The sequence below is a fragment of the Ruegeria sp. TASC047 genome (assembly GCF_059612445.1).
Window position 1 is genome coordinate 89,706 of record NZ_JBXWQP010000038.1, and the last position, 17,496, is coordinate 107,201.

The window sequence follows — 17,496 nt, forward strand, 5'->3', positions numbered from 1 at the left end:
ACCGTATTGGATTAACCATGGTCCCAGGCCATTTCCGAACTCCGCGCCTCTCGGTTCGCAACTGGAAGGTTGAACTCGCCGATCCGCGATTGCGGGTTCGGCTTGAAGATGATCTTGCAGCGCTTCTGACCCCTGAGGTCCTGAAACACCTGCCGCCCCCGATGCAGTTGCAGGGCCGGGAGATTTCGAACTGGATTGATGAAAGACGTGCTGAAAGCGATATTCTGCTTGCGCGCCAAAGCCGCGGTAACCACCTGATCGGCCTCATGGTGTTGGCCATGAGTTCTGACACCGAAGCAATTCCAAGCCTTCACATCGGCTATTTGATTGCTCAAACCGCTTGGGGGAATGGTTACGCCCCCGAGTTGCTGCAAGGCTTGCAGGACGCATTGACGCCTGGGCCTGCCGTGCGTCTCATTGCCGGGGTCGGGCGTGACAATCCAGGTTCAGCCCGCGTTCTGGAAAAAACAGGCTTTACGCTTTGGCCGGAGCGCGCCTCGGACACCGCCGATATTTATGTTTACCATATTAGCTGAGTGACCGAGCAGTCAGGGCATTGCCAATCCGAAATATGGATTCACGTGAAAAAATGCTTGGAAATTTCATGAAATCGAGTCATCGTGAAAAAAGAGGTGAAATTTTCACGAACGTTGGAGCTATCCTTGAACAGTCAGGCCCCGCAAAGTGCGACACTCGGTGCTGATATCCGCGCGCTGCGCAAGGCGCGAGGATTGACGCTGAGTGATATTGCGATCCGGTTGGACAGGTCTGTGGGCTGGCTCAGCCAAGTTGAGCGTGACATGTCCGAGCCGTCGATTTCGGACCTCAGGCAGATCGCGGAATGCCTTGGCGTCCCCATGTCGATGTTGTTTGCGCATTCGGCGGCACCGGCGGACGAGCAGGGATATGTCGTGCGTGCCGGCTCGCGCCGCCCCATGGGGTCGGGCGAGGAAGGGTTGATCGAAGAGCTGCTCTCGCCGGATCTGACCGATGATTTTGAAATGGTGCATTCCACCTTCAAACCCAACTCGCAGATGCAGACACCGGCCAATCGCCCGACACAGGAAGTCGGATACATGATCTCGGGCAAGCTGGACCTGACAATCGGGGGACGCGCGTTCACGGTTGGGCCGGGTGACAGCTTTCGATTCCGACATGAACCCTATCAATGGGCCAACCCTTATGATGAGCCCGCTGTAGCCATCTGGGTTATCGCCCCGCCGGTTTATTGATGTCGTTCGAGGCCTGGACCATATTCGCGTTGTTCTGGGTGGTTTTCGTGACCACCCCGGGTCCGAACGCGGTCAATTGCATCTCGAACGGGATGAGCCTTCCGTTTCCAAAGGCGATGCTAGGCGTATTGGCTATTCTCACGCAGGCCAGCGCCTTTCTGATCCTGTCTGCGCTGGGTGTGACCGCCCTGATCGCCGCATCGTCGACCGGGTTCTTTGTCGCCAGGTTGATTGGTGCGGGATTTTTGATCTGGTTGGGGATTCGCGGCTGGATGAATGCGACAAAACCTGCACCAGCCTCCGAGCGTCCTGCGCGACATGTCTATCTGCACGCGCTTGCAGTGGCCACGATCAATCCCAAAAGCGTCGCCGGATACCTGGCCGCGTTTTCGCAGTTTGTTCAGCCCGAGGTCCCGATCTGGCAGCAGATGGGGGTTATCATGCCGACCGCGCTGGTCATCACCACACTCAGCTACACCGGCTTTACGGCGCTGGGTGCCTTGATGGGCAGGGCAGCGCTGAGCGCAGTGTTCAATATCTGGGTGCGCCGGATCATGGCGGCCTGTTTTGTCATCTACGGTGTGTTGTTGGGGACCAGCACCACACCCGCAATAAGGGGGTAGTCAGATGCACAAGGGATCCTGCCTTTGCGGCTCGGTCGCGTTCACGATCGACGGAGACCTGTCGCCACCTTCGGTCTGCCATTGCGGACAGTGCCGCAGACAGTCGGGCCATGTCTGGGCTTCGACTTCGACCCATAAGGACAACCTGAGTTTCTCGGCCAGTGACACACTCAGCTGGTATTGCGCGTCTGACATCGCCCGGCGCGGATTTTGCAGCAAATGTGGCTCGTTCCTCTTCTGGCAACACAACCAGGAAGACACGATTTCGATTTCCATGGGCGCGCTGGACGCGCCCACAGGTCTTTCGCTCTCGAAGCACATCTTTGTGGCTGACAAGGGCGACTACTACGACATCACGGACGATCTGCCTCAAGAGGCACAGTAACAAGGATCAAAAACGCATGAGTGATTTTCCAACAAAAGCCCGCGTGGTCATAATCGGTGGCGGTGTGGTGGGGGCTTCCTCGCTGTATCACCTTGCCAAGAAAGGCTGGACCGATTGTGTTCTGCTGGAAAAGAACGAACTGACTGCCGGATCGACCTGGCATGCGGCAGGGAACGTTCCGACCTTTTCGACCTCATGGGCGATCATGAACATGCAGCGCTATTCGACCGAGCTGTATGCGCGTCTGGGCGAGGAAGTCGATTACCCGATGAACTACCACCAGACCGGTTCGATCCGACTGGCGCATTCGAAAGAACGTGTGCAGGAGTTCGAGCGCGCCATGGCGATGGGCCGCTATCAGGGTATCCCGATGGAAATGTGGACCCCGGAAGAGGCGAAAGAGCGCTATCCCTTCCTGGAAACGCACGATCTTGAAGGTGTTCTCTACGACCCGACGGATGGTGATATCGATCCGGCGCAGCTGACCCAGGCGCTGGCCAAGGGCGCACGCGATATGGGGCAGAAGATCATCCGTTTCTGCCCGGCGACTGGCGTGACGCAGCATGATGACGGCACCTGGACCGTGCACACGGACAAAGGCGATATAGCCTGCGACTATGTTGTGAACGCAGCCGGGTATTATGCACAGCGCGTGGGCGAATGGTTCAAGCCCTTCGGTGGCCGCACCGTTCCGGCAATGGTCATGAGTCACCAGTACCTGCTGACCGATGAAATCCCCGAGATCGAAGCATGGACCAAGCAAAGCGGTGCCAAGCTGCCGCTGCTGCGTGATGTGGATGTCTCTTACTACCTGCGGCAGGAAAAGAACGGCTTCAACCTTGGTCCTTACGAGCCCAACTGCAAGGGCCACTGGATGACCGAAGACGATCCGATGCCGGATGATTTCAGCTTTCAATTGTGGAATGACGATCTGGACCGCATCGAAGATATCGTCACCGATGCGATGGAGCGGGTGCCGCTGATGGCAACCTCGGGCGTTGGACGCGTCATCAACGGGCCGATCCCTTATGCGCCGGACGGGCTGCCGCTGATCGGCCCGATGCCCGGTGTGAAAAACGCGTTCGAGGCGCATACTTTCACCTTCGGCATCGCGCAGGGCGGTGGCGCAGGCAAGGTTCTGGCCGAGTGGGTCGTTGATGGCGCGACCGAATGGGACATGTGGGCCGTCGATCCGCGGCGCTACACCGATTACACCGATCAGGATTATTGCAACCAGAAAGGCATGGAAGTCTATGGCAACGAATATGCCATGCATTTCCCGCACCATGAATGGCCTGCCGCGCGCGACAAGAAACTGTCGCCCGTGCATGACAAGGTCAAAGCGCTGGGTGGCGTAATGGGTGCCTATAACGGCTGGGAACGCGCCAACTGGTTTGCCCAGCCCGACGATGATACCTCGCTTGAGGCGACCCACACTTGGGGACGGTCCGGACCGTGGGAACAGCGGATCAAGGAAGAATGCGAGGCCGTGCGCGATCATTGTGGCGTGTTGGACCTACCGGGCTTCTCGCGGTTCATGGTTAAGGGTGACGGCGCTGCCGAAGCTCTGCGCGGCCTTGCAACCGGCGGGCTGCCAAAGGTTGGCCGGATGAACCTGATATATATCTCGGACGACCGTGGCCGCATCCTGACCGAAATGTCCTGCATCCGGCTGGGAGAAGAAGAGTTTATCATGATCACGGCGGCAACTGCGCAATGGCATGATCGTGATATCTTGATGAAGGCACTGCCTGCCGGGGTCTCAATCGAAGATGTCACCACCACACGCGACACTCTGATTGTGACCGGCCCGAAATCGCGTGAGATCCTGTCGTCTATGGCCGACGCCGATCTGACGTCGGGATGGCTGACCCATCAGTCCGCCACCGTCGCCGGCCAACCCGCCTATCTGATCCGCGTTTCATTTGCCGGTGAACTGGGATGGGAGGTGCATGCACTGAACGAACACATGCCTGCGATCTACGACGCGATCATCGATGCCGGTGCCAAGCCGTTCGGGATGTATGCGCTGAACTCGCTGCGAATCGAAAAGGGGTACCGCGCCTGGAAAGGCGATTTGTCGACCGACTATTCCCTGCTTGAAGGCGGGTTGGAACGGTTCGTCAAGCTCGACAAACCGCAGGACTTCCCGGGCAAGGCTGCAATCCTGAACGAAAAGCAGCAAGGCGTGAAAAAGTCCTTCGTCACCCTGACCGTTGATGCGGGCGATTGTGACGCGCCGTATATGTCCTGCATCTGGCATGGCGATGAGATCGTGGGCGAAACCACATCCGGCGCATGGGGCTACCGTGTTGGTAAATCCATCGCGCTGGGCATGATCCGGGCCGAGCTTGCCAGTCCCGGAACTGAGCTTGAGGTCGAAATCTACGGTCAGAAATGCCGCGCTGTTGTAGAGCTGGATCAACCGCTCTGGGACCCCGAGAACGAGCGGTTGCGGGCGTGACGCGTTTGGCGACCATGTCCGGCGTCTATCTGACCGGCCATGGCGGGCCAGAGGCGCTTGAATGGCGCGACGATATCCCAGTCCCGGCCCCTGGGCCGGGGCAGGTACTTGTTCGGGTCGCCGCGGCAGGTGTCAATAACACGGATATCAACACGCGGATCGGCTGGTATTCATCGGATGTCACCGGCGGGACGGATGCCGTCGATCAGGATGTTGAAGCCGGAGGGTGGGGCGGTGCACTGAACTTTCCCCGCATTCAGGGCGGCGATCTGTGCGGGATCGTTGAAAAGGTCGGGCCAAACTCGGGGTTCAAAAAAGGCCAGCGTGTGACTTGTCCGATCAACCTGCCGCGTCCGAGTCCAAGAAACCCTCAGGGCTTTATTGCGCTTGGGTCTGAGATTGATGGGGCTTTTGCCCAATACTGTCTGGTTGAAGCAAATGACCTTTATGACGTAAGTGCATCGCCCCTGTCAGACGTGGAAATTGCGGCCATTCCCTGTGCCTTTGGTACTGCCGAAAACCTGCTGACCCGCGCAGGCGTGACGTCTGGGCAAAAAGTTCTGATCACCGGTGCGTCAGGCGGCGTCGGTCTGGCGGCGGTGCAGCTTGCTGCGCTACGCGGGGCATCGGTTTGGGGTGTGACGGCGGCAGCGAAGGCAGAGGTCGTCAAATCCCAAGGCGCGTTGGGCACATTTGGCCGGGATGAGCTGCCACCGCAGGATATGTTCGACGCGGTCATAGATGTGGTTGGCGGGCCCGCATGGGCATCGCTGATCCTTGCCCTGAAACCCGGCGGGCACTACGCCGTTTCTGGGGCGATCGCCGGTCCGATTGTCGAGGCTGATCTGCGGGACATCTATTTGCGCGACATCACCATTCACGGCTGCACGCATCAGGCACCCGAAGTCTTTGGCCGCTTAGTGGAGTTGATGAATTCCGGACGGATTAAGCCACTGGTTTCCCGAACCTACCCATTGAAGGATATCGCCCGCGCACAGGCTGATTTTCAGGCAAAGACCCTTCCGGGTAAACTCGTGCTGCTGCCTTAAGGAGCAAGGACATGACAAAGATCACTCTGTTGGACGGTTCAATCGGACAGGAACTGGTCAAACGCAGCGGAGATCGGGCGACGCCGCTATGGTCCACGCGTGTGATGATCGACCACCCTGATCTGGTCAGCGCGGTGCATGGCGACTATTTCCGTTGTGGTGCCACGATTGCCACCACCAATACTTATGCAGTCCACCGCTCACGCCTTGTACGGGTGGGGATGGAGGACCAGATGTCCGCCCTTGTCGACACTGCCCTGACACAGGCCGAACGTGCCCGTATTTCGACCGGGGGGCGGATCGCCGGGTCTCTGGGGCCGCTTCTGGCATCTTACCGACCCGACCTGAACCCGGACCCGGCAGACGCGGCGGAAAAGTTTGCTGAACTTGTGGCTTTGATGGCTGCGCGCGTCGATCTGTTTCTGATCGAGACAGTGTCCTCGGTGCAGGAGGCCGAGGGCGCGCTGCGTGGAACGACCGGATGTGGCAAACCGGTCTGGCTGTCATTCACGGTCAATGACGACGATGGCAGTCGCCTCAGGTCCGGCGAACAGCTCAGGGATGTCGCGCCATTGGTTGAAGAGTTTTCGCCTGACGCGCTGCTGATCAATTGTTCGCGCCCCGAAGCGATCCCGGCTGCTCTGGGCATCCTGTCCGGCATGAACAAGCCCTATGGCGCTTACGCCAACGGCTTTACACATATTTCGGATGAGTTTCTAAAGGACGCGCCGACAGTGGATGCGTTGGATCAACGCCATGATCTTGGTCCCGATGCCTATGCGGATCACGCCATGCGTTGGGTCGATCAGGGGGCTACGATTGTCGGCGGGTGCTGCGAAATCGGCCCGGACCACATCGAAGCGCTGGCCAAGCGGTTGCGTGCTGCCGGGCACGAGATCGTCTAAGGTGACAGCGATGAGGAAAGTTGCTTCTGAATCACCGCAGGCGATACAGCAACATTTCGATATTCTGGTCGCACCCGGATTTGTGCTGCTTGAACTGGCCTCATTGGTCGAGGTTCTCAGGCTGGCAAATCGTGTGTGTCCGAAGCCGCCATTCACTTTTGCCTATCGGTCGCTCAAAGGTGGCCCGATCTCCAGCAGCAGCGACGCGGTGGTGCAAACGGAACCCGTGCAGAACCAGCCCAAGGCGAATTATCTTTTCGTGATCGGCAATTCTGACCCGGATCACCCAGACTTGTCTTTGGGGCGGGTGGTGTCGGACTATACTTTCCGCGATGCCAAGGTGTTTCTGCTGGCGGAAGCGGCCAGCCGGTATATCGACGAACAGGGTTCAGACGATTTGGCAACCCATTGGGAGAATGCCTCGTTCCTGCGGGAACGCGGGGCCCGGTTTGAAGCCAAGCTGTCGATAGCAACCGAACAGGGCGCCGTTGTGACCTGTGCCGGAATGGAGGCGACAACAGATGTCGCGCTGGCAGTAATCGGTCGCCATATCTCAGGGCCTGCAAAGATGACCGTGGCGGACATCATGTTGCATGAAAACATCCGGGATTTCGCCTCGATGCAGCCATTTTCGGGGGTAAAGTTGACCGCGACCGGAGATGTGAAGCTGGATCAGTGCATCAAGCTCATGCAGGCCAATATCGAAGACCCTCTGTCGATCAATCAGATCGTCGATTCGCTACAACTGTCGAACCGTTCGCTTGAGCGTAAGTTCAAAACCTTCTTTGGCACCACGCCCAACGGATTCTATCGCGAAATGCGGCTCGCCAAGGCCAATAACCTGCTTCTGAACACCACTATGAGCGTTCGCGAAATCGGATTGGCCTGTGGTTTTCCGAACGGGTTTTCCTCTGTTTACAAAAGCTTCTTCGGGGTCACGCCTTTTGTCGTTCGGCGGGAAAAGCGGGCCTCGACACATCGGTGAAAACTGCTGATCTTGTGACGTTTTTGGTGCATTTGTTGTCGATCTTCCGTGGCAGTTTACGCCAAACCTGACACAGCGGAGATTTCAGGATGGTTGATCTTCCCAGCAAGGCCCGAGTGGTCATCATCGGTGGCGGCGTCATCGGATGTTCGGTCGCCTATCATCTGACCAAGAAGGGCTGGACCGATGTTGTTCTGCTAGAACGCAAGCAACTGACCAGCGGCACCACCTGGCACGCGGCGGGCCTGATCGGGCAACTGCGCGCGTCTTCCAACATGACCAAATTGGCGCGCTATTCCGCAGAGCTCTATCTGGGCCTTGAGGAAGAGACCGGTGTCGCCACCGGCCTGCGTCAGGTCGGGTCCGTTTCGGTCGCCCTGACCAGTGAGCGGTTGGAGGAGCTTCACCGAAATGCGGCAATGGCCCGCGCCTTTGGCGTGCCGGTCGAAGAGCTTTCTCCGACCGAAGTCAAAGAGCGATATGAGCATATCAACCTCGACGGCGTGGCAGGTGGCGTTTGGTTGCCAACCGATGGCCAGGCGGATCCTGCTAATATTGCCTTGGCGTTGGCCAAGGGTGCGCGTCAACGCGGTGGGGTGATCAAGGAACGGGTGAAGGTGACCGGGATTTCCCGGCACGGACGGTGCGCGACCGGTGTCGACTGGGTCAGTGATGACGGGCAATCCCAAGGGCATATCGCCTGTGATATGGTTGTCAATTGCGCGGGAATGTGGGGGCGCGAGGTAGGCAAGATGGCCGGCGTGAATGTGCCGCTGCACGCCTGCGAACATTTCTATATCGTCTCTGAACCCATTGAAGGGTTGAGCCAAATGCCGGTTCTGCGGGTGCCAGATGAATGCGCCTACTACAAGGAAGACGCGGGCAAAATGATGTTGGGCGCATTCGAGCCCAATGCCAAACCCTGGGCCATGAACGGTATTCCCGACAGCTTCGAGTTCGACCAACTGCCCGAGGATTTCGACCACTTCGAACCGATCCTCGAAGCGGCGTGCAACCGGATGCCAATGCTGTCCGAGGCGGGTATTCACACCTTCTTCAACGGCCCCGAATCCTTTACTCCCGACGACGCCTATCACCTGGGTCTGGCGCCCGAGATGGACAATTTTTGGGTCGCGGCCGGGTTCAACTCGATCGGTATCCAGTCCGCCGGTGGCGCGGGCATGTCGCTGGCCGAGTGGATGGATACCGGTGAAAAGCCCTTTGATCTGGGCGACGTGGATATCGGTCGGATGCAGCTGTTTCAGGGCAATAAGAAATACCTTTATGAACGCTCAAAAGAAACGTTGGGATTGCTCTACGCTGATCACTATCCCTATCGCCAGAAAGCCACTGCACGCGGTGTGCGCCGAACCCCGTTCCACCATCACCTGAAAGAACAGGGCGCCGTTTTTGGAGAGATCGCAGGCTGGGAACGGGCCAATTGGTACGCGAATGAAGGGCAGGAGCGCGAATACCGGTACAGCTGGAAGCGCCAGAACTGGTTCGAGAATTCCGCTGCCGAGCACCGAGCCGTGCGCGAGAATGTGGGCATGTATGACATGTCTTCCTTCGGCAAGATTCGTGTGGAAGGCCCTGATGCCGAAAAGTTCATGAACTATATTGGCGGGGGTGACTACTCGGTCCCTGTCGGCAAGATCGTCTATACGCAGTTTTTGAACCGCACGGGCGGGATCGAAGCGGATGTCACCGCAACCCGCCTGACCGAAACCGCCTATCTGGTCGTGACCCCTGCAGCCACGCGCTTGGCGGATCAGACATGGATGATCCGCCATGTCGGGGATTTCAACGTGGTCATTACAGATGTCACAGCGGGTGAAGGCGTTCTCGCTGTCATGGGGCCAAACGCTCGGGCTCTGCTGGAAAAGGTCTCGCCCAACGATTTCACAAACGCGACCAACCCCTTTGGTACTGCCCAGCAGATCGAGATCGGAATGGGCCTGGCCCGTGCACATCGCGTGACCTATGTGGGTGAGCTTGGGTGGGAAATCTATATTTCCTCAGACATGGCGGGCCACGTCTTTGAGACCCTGCATGAGGCTGGTCAGGACATGGGGCTGAAGCTGTGTGGTATGCACATGATGGACAGCTGCCGGATCGAAAAAGGTTTCCGGCACTTCGGCCACGATATCACCTGTGAGGATCACGTGGTTGATGCTGGTCTTGGCTTTGCCGTCAAGGTGGACAAAGGCTGTGATTTCATTGGGCGTGAGGCGGTGATTGCACGAAAAGAAAGCGGCCCGAAAAGCCGTCTGGTACAGTTCCGTCTGACCGACCCTGAACCGCTGTTGTTCCACAACGAGCCGATCGTGCGTGATGGCGAATATGTCGGCTACCTGAGTTCCGGCAATTACGGTCATAGCCTCGGTGGTGCCATCGGAATGGGCTATGTCCCGTGCGAAGGTGAAAAGGCCGCAGACGTTCTGGGTTCAACCTATGAGATCGATGTTTGCGGCGTGAAGGTCAAAGCCGAAGCATCACTTAAACCGATGTATGACCCAAAATCCGAACGGGTGAAGGTCTGACAGACAGGGGAGGGGGCGCTGCCCCCGCCGCCCGTGCCGGGCGACTCCCCCGGGATATTTTGGGCCAGATGAAGTGCGGATCCCTTGCTTACCTGGCTCTAAATATCCCGGAGCGCGAGGCAGAGCCTCGCAATTTTGGCGGCAACAGCTGCGGTCAGCAAACTTATCACAAATCGTTATGTGACACTTCACTGTTTTCAGAGTTTTCAATCCGTTCAGTTCTGCCGTAAACGGAACCGGTATCAACCGGAGAGCCTTCGTGACACCCACACCATTACCACCTCAGAATGTGGATACCCCCAAAGGTTTGGCTTTGGCTGTCACGGCGTACGTCATGTGGGGATTTCTGCCGCTTTATATGAAGGCGATGGATCACATTGGACCTGTCGAGGTGGTGGCGCATCGGGTTATCTGGTCTGTTCCGGTTGCAGGTTTGCTGCTGGTCGCGCTGGGGCGCACCCGGGACTTGAAAGCTGCACTGGGCAATCCCCGGATGCTGGCCATGGCGGCTTTGACGGCGGCGCTGATTTCCGTGAACTGGGCGATTTATGTTTGGGCGATCTCGACAGGGCACGCGCTGGACGCGGCGTTGGGGTATTACATCAACCCGCTGTTCAGTATCGCGTTGGGCGCGATTTTGCTGCGTGAGCCCCTGACGCGGACCCAATTGTTTGCGGTGGGGCTTGCCGCGCTGGGCGTTCTTGTGCTTGTGCTTGAGGCTGGGCGACTTCCCTGGGCGGCGCTGGGTTTGATGGTCAGTTGGGGTTTCTATGCATTCTTTAAGAGATCCCTTCCAATTGGTCCCAACCAGGGCTTTCTGCTTGAGGTCCTGATCCTTTTGATCCCGGCCCTGGCCTATGTCACCTGGCTGGGTGTGCAAGGCACAGGCCATTTCGGCGCAGCGATGTCCGATACCGCATTGTTGTCCTGCGCCGGTATCGTCACGGCGGTGCCATTGCTGGTCTATGCGAACGGAGCCAAGCTGGTGCGCCTGTCGACCATGGGCATCCTGCAATACATTGCGCCGACTATGATTTTCATTACAGCCATCACTCTGTTTGGTGAGAAGATCGACACCGGACGCATGATCGCATTCCCCCTGATCTGGGTGGCATTGGTCATTTACTCGATCCCATTGATCCGGCAGGCGCGGGCTCAGGCCTGAAGCAACAGGCGTGCTGCAGCATCTGCCCACAGCGCATAGGCCCGCGGGCTTGGGTGATAGCCGTCCGGTGCCGCCAGGGCCGGGTCGTCGGGCAGATCAAGCCTCAGGTGCTGCACATGGGGATGGACGGACACAACCTGTTGCAACGCATTGTCCAGCCGTGCAGCCTGACGGCCAAGTACCCAGGCCAATGGATGTGGCAGGGCCGGAAACCTGTTCATTTGCGGAACGCCGGTGATGATTATTCGCCGCGCCCCCAGTTCGTTTGACAGGATGTTGATAAGCTGCGCCTGACGATCCGCAAATGTGCGGCAAGAGACGGCGCGGGTGACGTCATTCACCCCCAAAGCCGTGACCACCGCATCGAATTCACCCTTTATGCCCCTCAGGTGGTCAATCGTATCCAGCGTCGTGTACCCTGTGGTGGCCGCAAGTTGCCACTCAACCGTGTGATGTCTGGCCAGCCGGTCCACAAGCTGCCCCGACAAGGCCTGCGCCTGAGTTCCCGCGCCCACTCCGGCCGCCGAGCTATCGCCGGTGATCAGCAGACGCAGGCGGGGGCCACGCCCTGTTCGGCCCTCTCGCGGGCCAGTTGGCTCTGGCAAAAGCCGGGCGTTACGGCGCACCAAAAGGGCTTGCGTGGCCAGAACGGGCAACAAGGGCACACGTAGAACCTGGTCGGGTGCTATCAGGGCGCGCAACATCAGGTCACGTCAGGGCGTTTTTGAATTCCAGAAAACGAGCGTCAGTCATCACGCGCGCCATCATCGCCTCGCGCAAAGCGCCGACTGTTTTGTAGGGGCGCATGGCGACTTCGAAGATTTGGATCAAGCCGTCCTCGTTCAGCGTAATGAGGTCAACGCCAATGCCGTCCAGATCTCCAATTTTGCATTGAAACTCCAGCGCCCAATCGTTGCCAGCGCCCATAATCCGGCGATACCGGAAGTCGGAAAAGACCTGCCCGACATGGCCAAGTACGGCCGCCACAGGTGCGCGCCCGGTCCACGTGCTGTAATAGGTTGGCGGCAGGAACTGCACATCTTCGGCCAGCAGATCGTGGATCAGCGCCTCATCGCCCTTGGCGACAACCTCTTGCAGTCGTTCAATTGTCGGGTGCATGTCCTGTCCTCCTGCGCAGAAGTTCACCGAACATGACCGGGCGCGCAAGGACGACGTTGCGGGAAGGTGCGCGCTGAGATAGGCAGGCCCGCATGAGCGAAACCTATGCCCCCCCGCAAACCGCGCTGGACGTACTACACGAAGATGCGCAGCTGATTGTGGTGAACAAACCGTCGGGCCTGCTTTCCGTGCCGGGGCGGGGCGATCATCTGGCTGATTGCCTTCTGACACGCGTGCAGGCGGCTTTCCCTCAGGCGTTGCTTGTGCATCGACTGGACCGGGACACATCAGGTGTCATGGTTTTTGCCCAAACACCCCATGCGCAAAGGCATCTGAGTATGCAGTTCGAAAAGCGGCAGACCCGGAAAACCTATATTGCCCGTGTCTGGGGGCGGATGGAGCCAAAGACCGGCACGGTTGACCTGCCGTTGATCGTGGACTGGCCCAACCGACCCAGACAAATGGTGTGTCATGATACGGGCAAACCTGCGGTCACCGATTGGCGCGTTGTGAAACATGAGGGCGAGACCTCTCGCGTGCGTATGTTTCCCAAAACCGGGCGGTCTCATCAGCTGCGCGTTCATATGCAGGCATTGGGTCACCCGATCCTGGGCGATCCGTTCTATGCAACAGGTGCGGCGAGGGAGTTTCCCAGATTGATGCTGCATTCCGAAGAATTGCGCCTGAAGCATCCTGAGGGCGGGCATTCGATGAAGTTTCGCGCCAAGCCCGATTTCTGATCTCAGGCAATTCTGGCCCACAGCATCTTCAGGTTGCCCAGCGAAATGCGTCTTGTTCGTTTCGTCGAAACCGATTGGCGGCGATGGCGCTCCTGCGCGATCTCACCTTCAATCTCGAAGGCACGCAGTGTGTGGTCCTGTGACCATTGGCCAAGTTTCAGTGTCATCATGACGTGGTTGTCGAGGTGCGGCATTTCTTGGCTCCTTGTGTGATATCCACCCATTATCGCGCGTCACTGCTGACAGCATGTTGTCAGTGGGGTGTGCTAGGGTGTCAGCAGAGTGTCAGGAGAATGCGATGCGCCGTTCGACCCGTTTGTTTGAAATCATCCAGAACTTGCGGGCCGCAAGTGCGCCGGTCACGGCAGAAGCACTGGCCACCCGGCTGGAGGTGTCCATCCGCACTGTCTATCGTGACATTGCCGAATTGCAGGCCCAGCGAACACCCATCGAAGGTGAGGCCGGTGTCGGTTACATGATGCGGCGCGGTTACGATCTACCGCCGCTGAATTTCGACGCAGAAGAGGTTGAAGCCCTGTGGGTTGGCCTGTCTCTTCTGGCGCGCACCGGCGACAGCCACCTGCAGCGCGCCGCCAGTCGGATCTGTCAGAAGATCGATGCTCTGCATAGCCCGACCGATTGGTTGCAGGTTTCACCCTGGGGGGCTCCGGCGGATGATCCCGACAAGGGGTGTGTTTCTGTTTCGCATTACCGCGAAGCTATTCGGGCAGAACGGAAAATCCGTATCACCTATATAGATGGTGAAGGCGAACAAACCATCCGTGTGGTGCGCCCACTGGCGCTGATCTATCATGTCGAATGTACGTTGCTGGCAGGGTGGTGCGAGATGCGAAACGGCTTTCGCCATTTCAGAACCGATCGCATCTGGTCCAGTGAATTCACTGACGAAGGATTTCTGGGGCAAGGGAAATCTTTGCGCGATCTCTGGCAGGAGCAACAGCTCGCGGGCACCTTTGCGGAACCGGTATGAATGGCCTTTGGCGGGTATTCGCCGATTTCACCGCATTGTTGCTTGAGCCTGTGAGCAAGCACAGTGATATACTGGGTGAAATGGATCAAGCCCGAAGAACGGGTACCGGAGCAGAAGGTGATATCATGACGATTTCAAAGTTTTTCCTGGCGACAGGCTTGTGTTCAATCATGGCCGTGACGGCCTGTACCGATCCGGGCACCCTGACCGTTCAGAACGACCCCAACAAAAACACCAAGCAGGGTGCGGTTCTAGGCGGCCTTATCGGTGCGGGTGTCGGCGCGATTGCCAATAATTCGAACCCGGGTCTTGGGGCGCTGGCCGGCGCCGCCATTGGTGCCGCCGGTGGCGGTCTGATCGGCAACCAGTTGGACAAGCAGGCTGCCGAGTTGCGCCAACAACTGGCGAATGACGGGATTACAATCGTCAATGCGGGTGACCGGCTGATCGTGACTGTCCCGAATGACATTACGTTTGACACAGACAGCTCGACCGTGCGCCCGGCGCTGCGGGCGGATCTGGTAAAAGTGGGCCAAAACCTTGTCAACTATCCCAACTCGAACGTTCAGATCATCGGTCATACCGACAGCGATGGTGACGCGTCTTATAATCAGGGTTTGTCCGAGCGTCGCGCAAACGCGGTCGCGGATATCCTGCAAGCCAATGGTGTCAGCTACAGCCGTATCAGAACCTACGGTCAGGGTGAAATCAACCCGGTCGCGTCCAACCTGACGCCGCAAGGAAAAGCGCAAAACCGCCGGGTTGAGATTGTTGTGGTCCCCAGCGGAAACGCGTGATCCTGAAACGCAGGACCGGTCTGGCCCGGCCCCTGTTGCGCAATGACTGTGCGTCAATGGGGGTTTGGTCAGGGTCAATCTCGGTCTAACTATTGGGAAACACTGAAACGGAGTTGTCCCTGATGTCTCAACCGACCCTGCTTGGCCTGTCCGGCTCCCTGCGCAAGGGCGCGACGAACCGCAAACTGCTGCGCGAAGCGGCCCGGTTGTTCGACCCTGTCAGCTATACCGAAGCCGACCTGAACCTGCCGCTTTATGATGGCGATCTGGAGGATGCCGAAGGGATACCGGCATCTGTTCAGATGCTGGCCGACCAGATCGGGCAGGCAGATGCGGTGATCATCTCGACGCCCGAGTACAACAAAGGGCCTTCGGGTGTTCTGAAAAACGCACTGGACTGGGTCAGCCGGACGAAAGGCAATCCATGGGCGAGCAAGCCGGTTGCTGTAATGTCGGCTGCGGGTGGCCGCGCCGGCGGGGAAAGGGCACAGATGATCCTGCGCGCCTGCATGGTGCCCTTTCAGCCCCGTATCTTGCAGGGTCCGGAAATTCACCTTGCTGACAGCTCGAATGAGTTCGACGATCAGGGTAGGTTGTTGTCCGAGCGATACGAAAACTCGCTGCACATGCTGATGCAGAAACTCAGGGCCGAGGCCGGTTTCTAAGCTTGGACTGCCCATATGTTGGAACAGCGTCAAAGCGATATCCTTGATCCGGCCCGTGCCGCATCGCTTCAGGTTGCGTTGGGCTCTGAGCCAACAATTGCCAATGGTTCAGCTCTGCCGCCATTCTTCCATCAGCTCTATTTCTGGGCGCCGCAACCGCCTGCTGCGCTGGGGCGGGATGGGCATCCCAAGGTGGGTGGCCTGATCCCGGATATGGGATTGCCCCGCAGAATGTGGGCCGGTGGGCAATTGGAATTTCATGCACCGCTGATCGCGGGTATACCTGCTGACAGGACATCGGTTCTTGATAACCAAAGCACAAAAGAGGGGCGGTCCGGCCCGTTGGGTTTTGTCACTTTGCGGCACGAGATACGGCAAAGTGGCCAACTTTGTCTGACCGAATGGCAGGATCTTGTTTATCGTGAAGACCCCACGCCGGGTGTGATGACTCAAACGCCAACCCGATCGCGCACGGATGAAACGGATATCCGTGCGGTTGCGTTCGATACCACCCTGCTGTTTCGCTACTCGGCGCTGACCTTCAACGGCCATCGCATTCACTACGATCTGGACTATGCGCGCGATGTGGAAGGATATGAAGGGCTGGTTGTGCACGGGCCACTTCTGGCGCAGCTTCTGATGCTGTTTGCAGTTGATCTTGGCGGACCACTCAAGTCGTTTTCTTTCCGTGCGACCTCACCGTTGATGCATTTCGAGACTGCCCAGCTGTGCCGGAACGGTCAGGACATGTGGGTGCGCGGCCCGGACGGGCGGCAATGCATGAAGGCTGTGGCCCTATCACAGTGAGGCTTCGGGGCGAAAGTCATCGGGGATCGAATCCCGACCCTCCAACATCAGATCGGCCATGACCTCTGCCACTTTCGGAGCCATGCCAAATCCGATCTTGAAGCCGCCATTGGCGATGAACTGGCCCTGTTGCAACGGATGCAGGCCCAACATCGGGGCGCGACTTTTGCTGCGGGGACGCACCCCGGCCCAACGTTCGATCACCTCGGCCCCGTGCAAAAGCGGCAGTGCGCGCGTGGCGCGGTCTATGACATCGTCCAAAGCACTGTCTGTGCTGGTCGGGTCGTCATAATCCCGTTCAGACGTTGATCCGATTGCCAGCGTTCCGTCCGCATGTGGCACGATATGGACCGCATCTGCGAATAGCTGTGGCATCTCTCCTGCATCAAAGCGCAACAGGGCGGCCTGACCTTTGACACCGTTTCCGACGGTCTTTCCGTAGGCGTCGTTCAGTTCCAGTAATCCTGCTAGGCCCGTGGCGTGGACAACCTGTCCTTTATCATCAGCGTTACTGACAACGTGAACGCCCATTACCTCAAGGGCTGCAACCAACGCAGCGCAGGCCCGCCGGGGATGCATGCGCGCTGTCAGTGTATCGCGGATGACAAAGCCGGTGGGGCTGGGCGGGCACCACGATCCGGCCTGCGATGTTTTGATCACCCGCCATTCTGCCTGCCCCTGCCAAAGCTGATCGGCTGAACCTTCGCGTTGCCGGGCCAGATCAAGGCTGCGGGCGTCAGGAATGGGTTGAAGACGGCCCAGACGGCCATAGCCGGGGGAAACGCCGCCGGTACCCTCGACCTGCTGCCAAAAGGGTTCGGCCATGATCAGGCTGTCGAACTGAAAAGCTTTCTTGGCATTCCAGTTTTCAGGCACATGCGGGGCCAAGGCCCCCACCAGGCCGCCGCTGGACCCGGAGCCCGGCCCAAAAGGATCGACAACCTGTACCTTCGCGCCCCGCCGGGCGCTGGTCCAGGCGATGGACAGGCCGAAAATTCCTGCCCCGCGAACCGTCACATCGACCAT

19 protein-coding genes are annotated in these 17,496 nt (G+C 58.5%); 15 read left to right on the plus strand and 4 right to left on the minus strand.

Going from position 1 to position 17,496, the window contains the following annotated elements; translation table 11 throughout:
* Positions 1 to 17 precede the first annotated feature (17 nt).
* The 10 genes from AC2FLO_RS15165 (at position 18) to rarD (ending at position 11,351) form a co-directional block, all read left to right on the plus strand.
* On the plus strand, positions 18 to 536 hold the full coding sequence (locus tag AC2FLO_RS15165) for a GNAT family N-acetyltransferase (protein WP_480588279.1): 519 nt from the start codon (positions 18 to 20) through the stop codon (positions 534 to 536).
* A 126-nt stretch (positions 537 to 662) separates the two neighbouring features.
* Positions 663 to 1,232 carry a helix-turn-helix domain-containing protein gene (locus tag AC2FLO_RS15170; protein WP_267365885.1) on the plus strand — a complete coding sequence of 190 codons (570 nt, stop codon included), beginning with the start codon at positions 663 to 665 and terminating at the stop codon, positions 1,230 to 1,232.
* On the plus strand, positions 1,232 to 1,855 hold the full coding sequence (locus AC2FLO_RS15175) for a LysE family translocator (protein ID WP_496754009.1): 624 nt from the start codon (positions 1,232 to 1,234) through the stop codon (positions 1,853 to 1,855). The genes AC2FLO_RS15170 and AC2FLO_RS15175 overlap by 1 nt, the downstream gene beginning before the upstream one ends.
* A gap of 4 nt (positions 1,856 to 1,859) precedes the next feature.
* The gene (locus AC2FLO_RS15180) at positions 1,860 to 2,240 is read left to right on the plus strand and encodes a GFA family protein (RefSeq protein ID WP_267365883.1); all 381 of its coding nucleotides are present in this window, start codon (positions 1,860 to 1,862) and stop codon (positions 2,238 to 2,240) included.
* 16 nt (positions 2,241 to 2,256) lie between these two features.
* Entirely contained in the window at positions 2,257 to 4,704 is a 2,448-nt protein-coding gene (locus AC2FLO_RS15185) for a GcvT family protein (protein ID WP_496754011.1), read from the plus strand.
* A 14-nt stretch (positions 4,705 to 4,718) separates the two neighbouring features.
* On the plus strand, positions 4,719 to 5,753 hold the full coding sequence (locus tag AC2FLO_RS15190; RefSeq protein ID WP_480476835.1) for an alcohol dehydrogenase family protein: 1,035 nt from the start codon (positions 4,719 to 4,721) through the stop codon (positions 5,751 to 5,753).
* An 11-nt stretch (positions 5,754 to 5,764) separates the two neighbouring features.
* Positions 5,765 to 6,658: a homocysteine S-methyltransferase family protein gene (locus AC2FLO_RS15195; protein ID WP_496754013.1), complete on the plus strand. Its 894-nt coding sequence runs from the start codon at positions 5,765 to 5,767 to the stop codon at positions 6,656 to 6,658.
* Positions 6,659 to 6,668: 10 nt separating this feature from the next.
* Complete coding sequence (locus AC2FLO_RS15200; RefSeq protein ID WP_496754015.1) at positions 6,669 to 7,643, plus strand: GlxA family transcriptional regulator; 975 nt, start codon at positions 6,669 to 6,671, stop codon at positions 7,641 to 7,643.
* Positions 7,644 to 7,732: 89 nt separating this feature from the next.
* A complete protein-coding gene (locus AC2FLO_RS15205) occupies positions 7,733 to 10,186 on the plus strand; it encodes a GcvT family protein (RefSeq protein WP_496754017.1) in 2,454 nt (817 codons plus the stop codon).
* Between the two features lie 259 nt (positions 10,187 to 10,445).
* Positions 10,446 to 11,351 (plus strand): EamA family transporter RarD, encoded by a 906-nt coding sequence (gene rarD / locus AC2FLO_RS15210; protein WP_267363579.1) that lies wholly within the window; start codon positions 10,446 to 10,448, stop codon positions 11,349 to 11,351.
* Here the strand turns inward: rarD and AC2FLO_RS15215 are convergent.
* Both AC2FLO_RS15215 and AC2FLO_RS15220 read right to left on the minus strand, forming a co-directional pair.
* Positions 11,342 to 12,055: an SGNH/GDSL hydrolase family protein gene (locus tag AC2FLO_RS15215; protein ID WP_496754019.1), complete on the minus strand. Its 714-nt coding sequence runs from the start codon at positions 12,053 to 12,055 to the stop codon at positions 11,342 to 11,344. The two genes, rarD and AC2FLO_RS15215, sit on opposite strands and share 10 nt — an antisense overlap.
* 4 nt (positions 12,056 to 12,059) lie before the next feature.
* Positions 12,060 to 12,470, minus strand: a complete 411-nt coding sequence (locus AC2FLO_RS15220) for a nuclear transport factor 2 family protein (protein ID WP_480493862.1) — start codon at positions 12,468 to 12,470, stop codon at positions 12,060 to 12,062.
* Between the two features lie 92 nt (positions 12,471 to 12,562).
* On the opposite strand from AC2FLO_RS15220, the gene AC2FLO_RS15225 reads away from it, so the two are divergent.
* On the plus strand, positions 12,563 to 13,210 hold the full coding sequence (locus AC2FLO_RS15225) for an RluA family pseudouridine synthase (protein WP_496754021.1): 648 nt from the start codon (positions 12,563 to 12,565) through the stop codon (positions 13,208 to 13,210).
* A 2-nt stretch (positions 13,211 to 13,212) separates the two neighbouring features.
* On the opposite strand, the gene AC2FLO_RS15230 is transcribed toward AC2FLO_RS15225, so the two are convergent.
* Entirely contained in the window at positions 13,213 to 13,404 is a 192-nt protein-coding gene (locus tag AC2FLO_RS15230) for a hypothetical protein (RefSeq protein ID WP_480588261.1), read from the minus strand.
* A 104-nt stretch (positions 13,405 to 13,508) separates the two neighbouring features.
* Between AC2FLO_RS15230 and AC2FLO_RS15235 the strand changes: the two genes are divergently transcribed.
* From AC2FLO_RS15235 to AC2FLO_RS15250, 4 genes are all read left to right on the plus strand, one after another.
* Positions 13,509 to 14,201, plus strand: a complete 693-nt coding sequence (locus tag AC2FLO_RS15235; RefSeq protein ID WP_496754023.1) for a helix-turn-helix transcriptional regulator — start codon at positions 13,509 to 13,511, stop codon at positions 14,199 to 14,201.
* 125 nt (positions 14,202 to 14,326) lie between these two features.
* Positions 14,327 to 14,998 (plus strand): YiaD family glycine zipper/OmpA-like lipoprotein, encoded by a 672-nt coding sequence (locus AC2FLO_RS15240; RefSeq protein ID WP_496754038.1) that lies wholly within the window; start codon positions 14,327 to 14,329, stop codon positions 14,996 to 14,998.
* A 122-nt stretch (positions 14,999 to 15,120) separates the two neighbouring features.
* Positions 15,121 to 15,663, plus strand: coding sequence for an NADPH-dependent FMN reductase (locus tag AC2FLO_RS15245; RefSeq protein ID WP_496754025.1), 543 nt, complete (start codon positions 15,121 to 15,123; stop codon positions 15,661 to 15,663).
* 15 nt (positions 15,664 to 15,678) lie between these two features.
* Positions 15,679 to 16,470 carry an HTD2 family dehydratase gene (locus AC2FLO_RS15250; protein ID WP_496754027.1) on the plus strand — a complete coding sequence of 264 codons (792 nt, stop codon included), beginning with the start codon at positions 15,679 to 15,681 and terminating at the stop codon, positions 16,468 to 16,470.
* Here the strand turns inward: AC2FLO_RS15250 and AC2FLO_RS15255 are convergent.
* Positions 16,462 to 17,496 (minus strand): NAD(P)/FAD-dependent oxidoreductase, encoded by a 1,035-nt coding sequence (locus AC2FLO_RS15255; RefSeq protein WP_496754029.1) that lies wholly within the window; start codon positions 17,494 to 17,496, stop codon positions 16,462 to 16,464. The two genes, AC2FLO_RS15250 and AC2FLO_RS15255, sit on opposite strands and share 9 nt — an antisense overlap.

Bases quoted from the DNA above. Each gene is read 5' to 3' on its own strand.
- AC2FLO_RS15175 (WP_496754009.1), top strand. From the start codon at position 1,232: ATGTCGTTCGAGGCCTGGACCATATTCGCGTTGTTCTGGGTGGTTTTC.
- AC2FLO_RS15200 (WP_496754015.1), top strand. From the start codon at position 6,669: ATGAGGAAAGTTGCTTCTGAATCACCGCAGGCGATACAGCAACATTTC.
- AC2FLO_RS15195 (WP_496754013.1), top strand. From the start codon at position 5,765: ATGACAAAGATCACTCTGTTGGACGGTTCAATCGGACAGGAACTGGTC.
- AC2FLO_RS15165 (WP_480588279.1), top strand. From the start codon at position 18: ATGGTCCCAGGCCATTTCCGAACTCCGCGCCTCTCGGTTCGCAACTGG.
- AC2FLO_RS15190 (WP_480476835.1), top strand. From the start codon at position 4,719: ATGTCCGGCGTCTATCTGACCGGCCATGGCGGGCCAGAGGCGCTTGAA.
- AC2FLO_RS15235 (WP_496754023.1), top strand. From the start codon at position 13,509: ATGCGCCGTTCGACCCGTTTGTTTGAAATCATCCAGAACTTGCGGGCC.
- AC2FLO_RS15225 (WP_496754021.1), top strand. From the start codon at position 12,563: ATGAGCGAAACCTATGCCCCCCCGCAAACCGCGCTGGACGTACTACAC.
- AC2FLO_RS15240 (WP_496754038.1), top strand. From the start codon at position 14,327: ATGACGATTTCAAAGTTTTTCCTGGCGACAGGCTTGTGTTCAATCATG.
- AC2FLO_RS15220 (WP_480493862.1), bottom strand. From the start codon at position 12,470: ATGCACCCGACAATTGAACGACTGCAAGAGGTTGTCGCCAAGGGCGAT.
- AC2FLO_RS15255 (WP_496754029.1), bottom strand. From the start codon at position 17,496: ATGGTCGATGTGACGGTTCGCGGGGCAGGAATTTTCGGCCTGTCCATC.
- AC2FLO_RS15250 (WP_496754027.1), top strand. From the start codon at position 15,679: ATGTTGGAACAGCGTCAAAGCGATATCCTTGATCCGGCCCGTGCCGCA.
- AC2FLO_RS15245 (WP_496754025.1), top strand. From the start codon at position 15,121: ATGTCTCAACCGACCCTGCTTGGCCTGTCCGGCTCCCTGCGCAAGGGC.
- AC2FLO_RS15215 (WP_496754019.1), bottom strand. From the start codon at position 12,055: ATGTTGCGCGCCCTGATAGCACCCGACCAGGTTCTACGTGTGCCCTTG.
- AC2FLO_RS15180 (WP_267365883.1), top strand. From the start codon at position 1,860: ATGCACAAGGGATCCTGCCTTTGCGGCTCGGTCGCGTTCACGATCGAC.
- AC2FLO_RS15230 (WP_480588261.1), bottom strand. From the start codon at position 13,404: ATGCCGCACCTCGACAACCACGTCATGATGACACTGAAACTTGGCCAA.
- AC2FLO_RS15205 (WP_496754017.1), top strand. From the start codon at position 7,733: ATGGTTGATCTTCCCAGCAAGGCCCGAGTGGTCATCATCGGTGGCGGC.
- AC2FLO_RS15185 (WP_496754011.1), top strand. From the start codon at position 2,257: ATGAGTGATTTTCCAACAAAAGCCCGCGTGGTCATAATCGGTGGCGGT.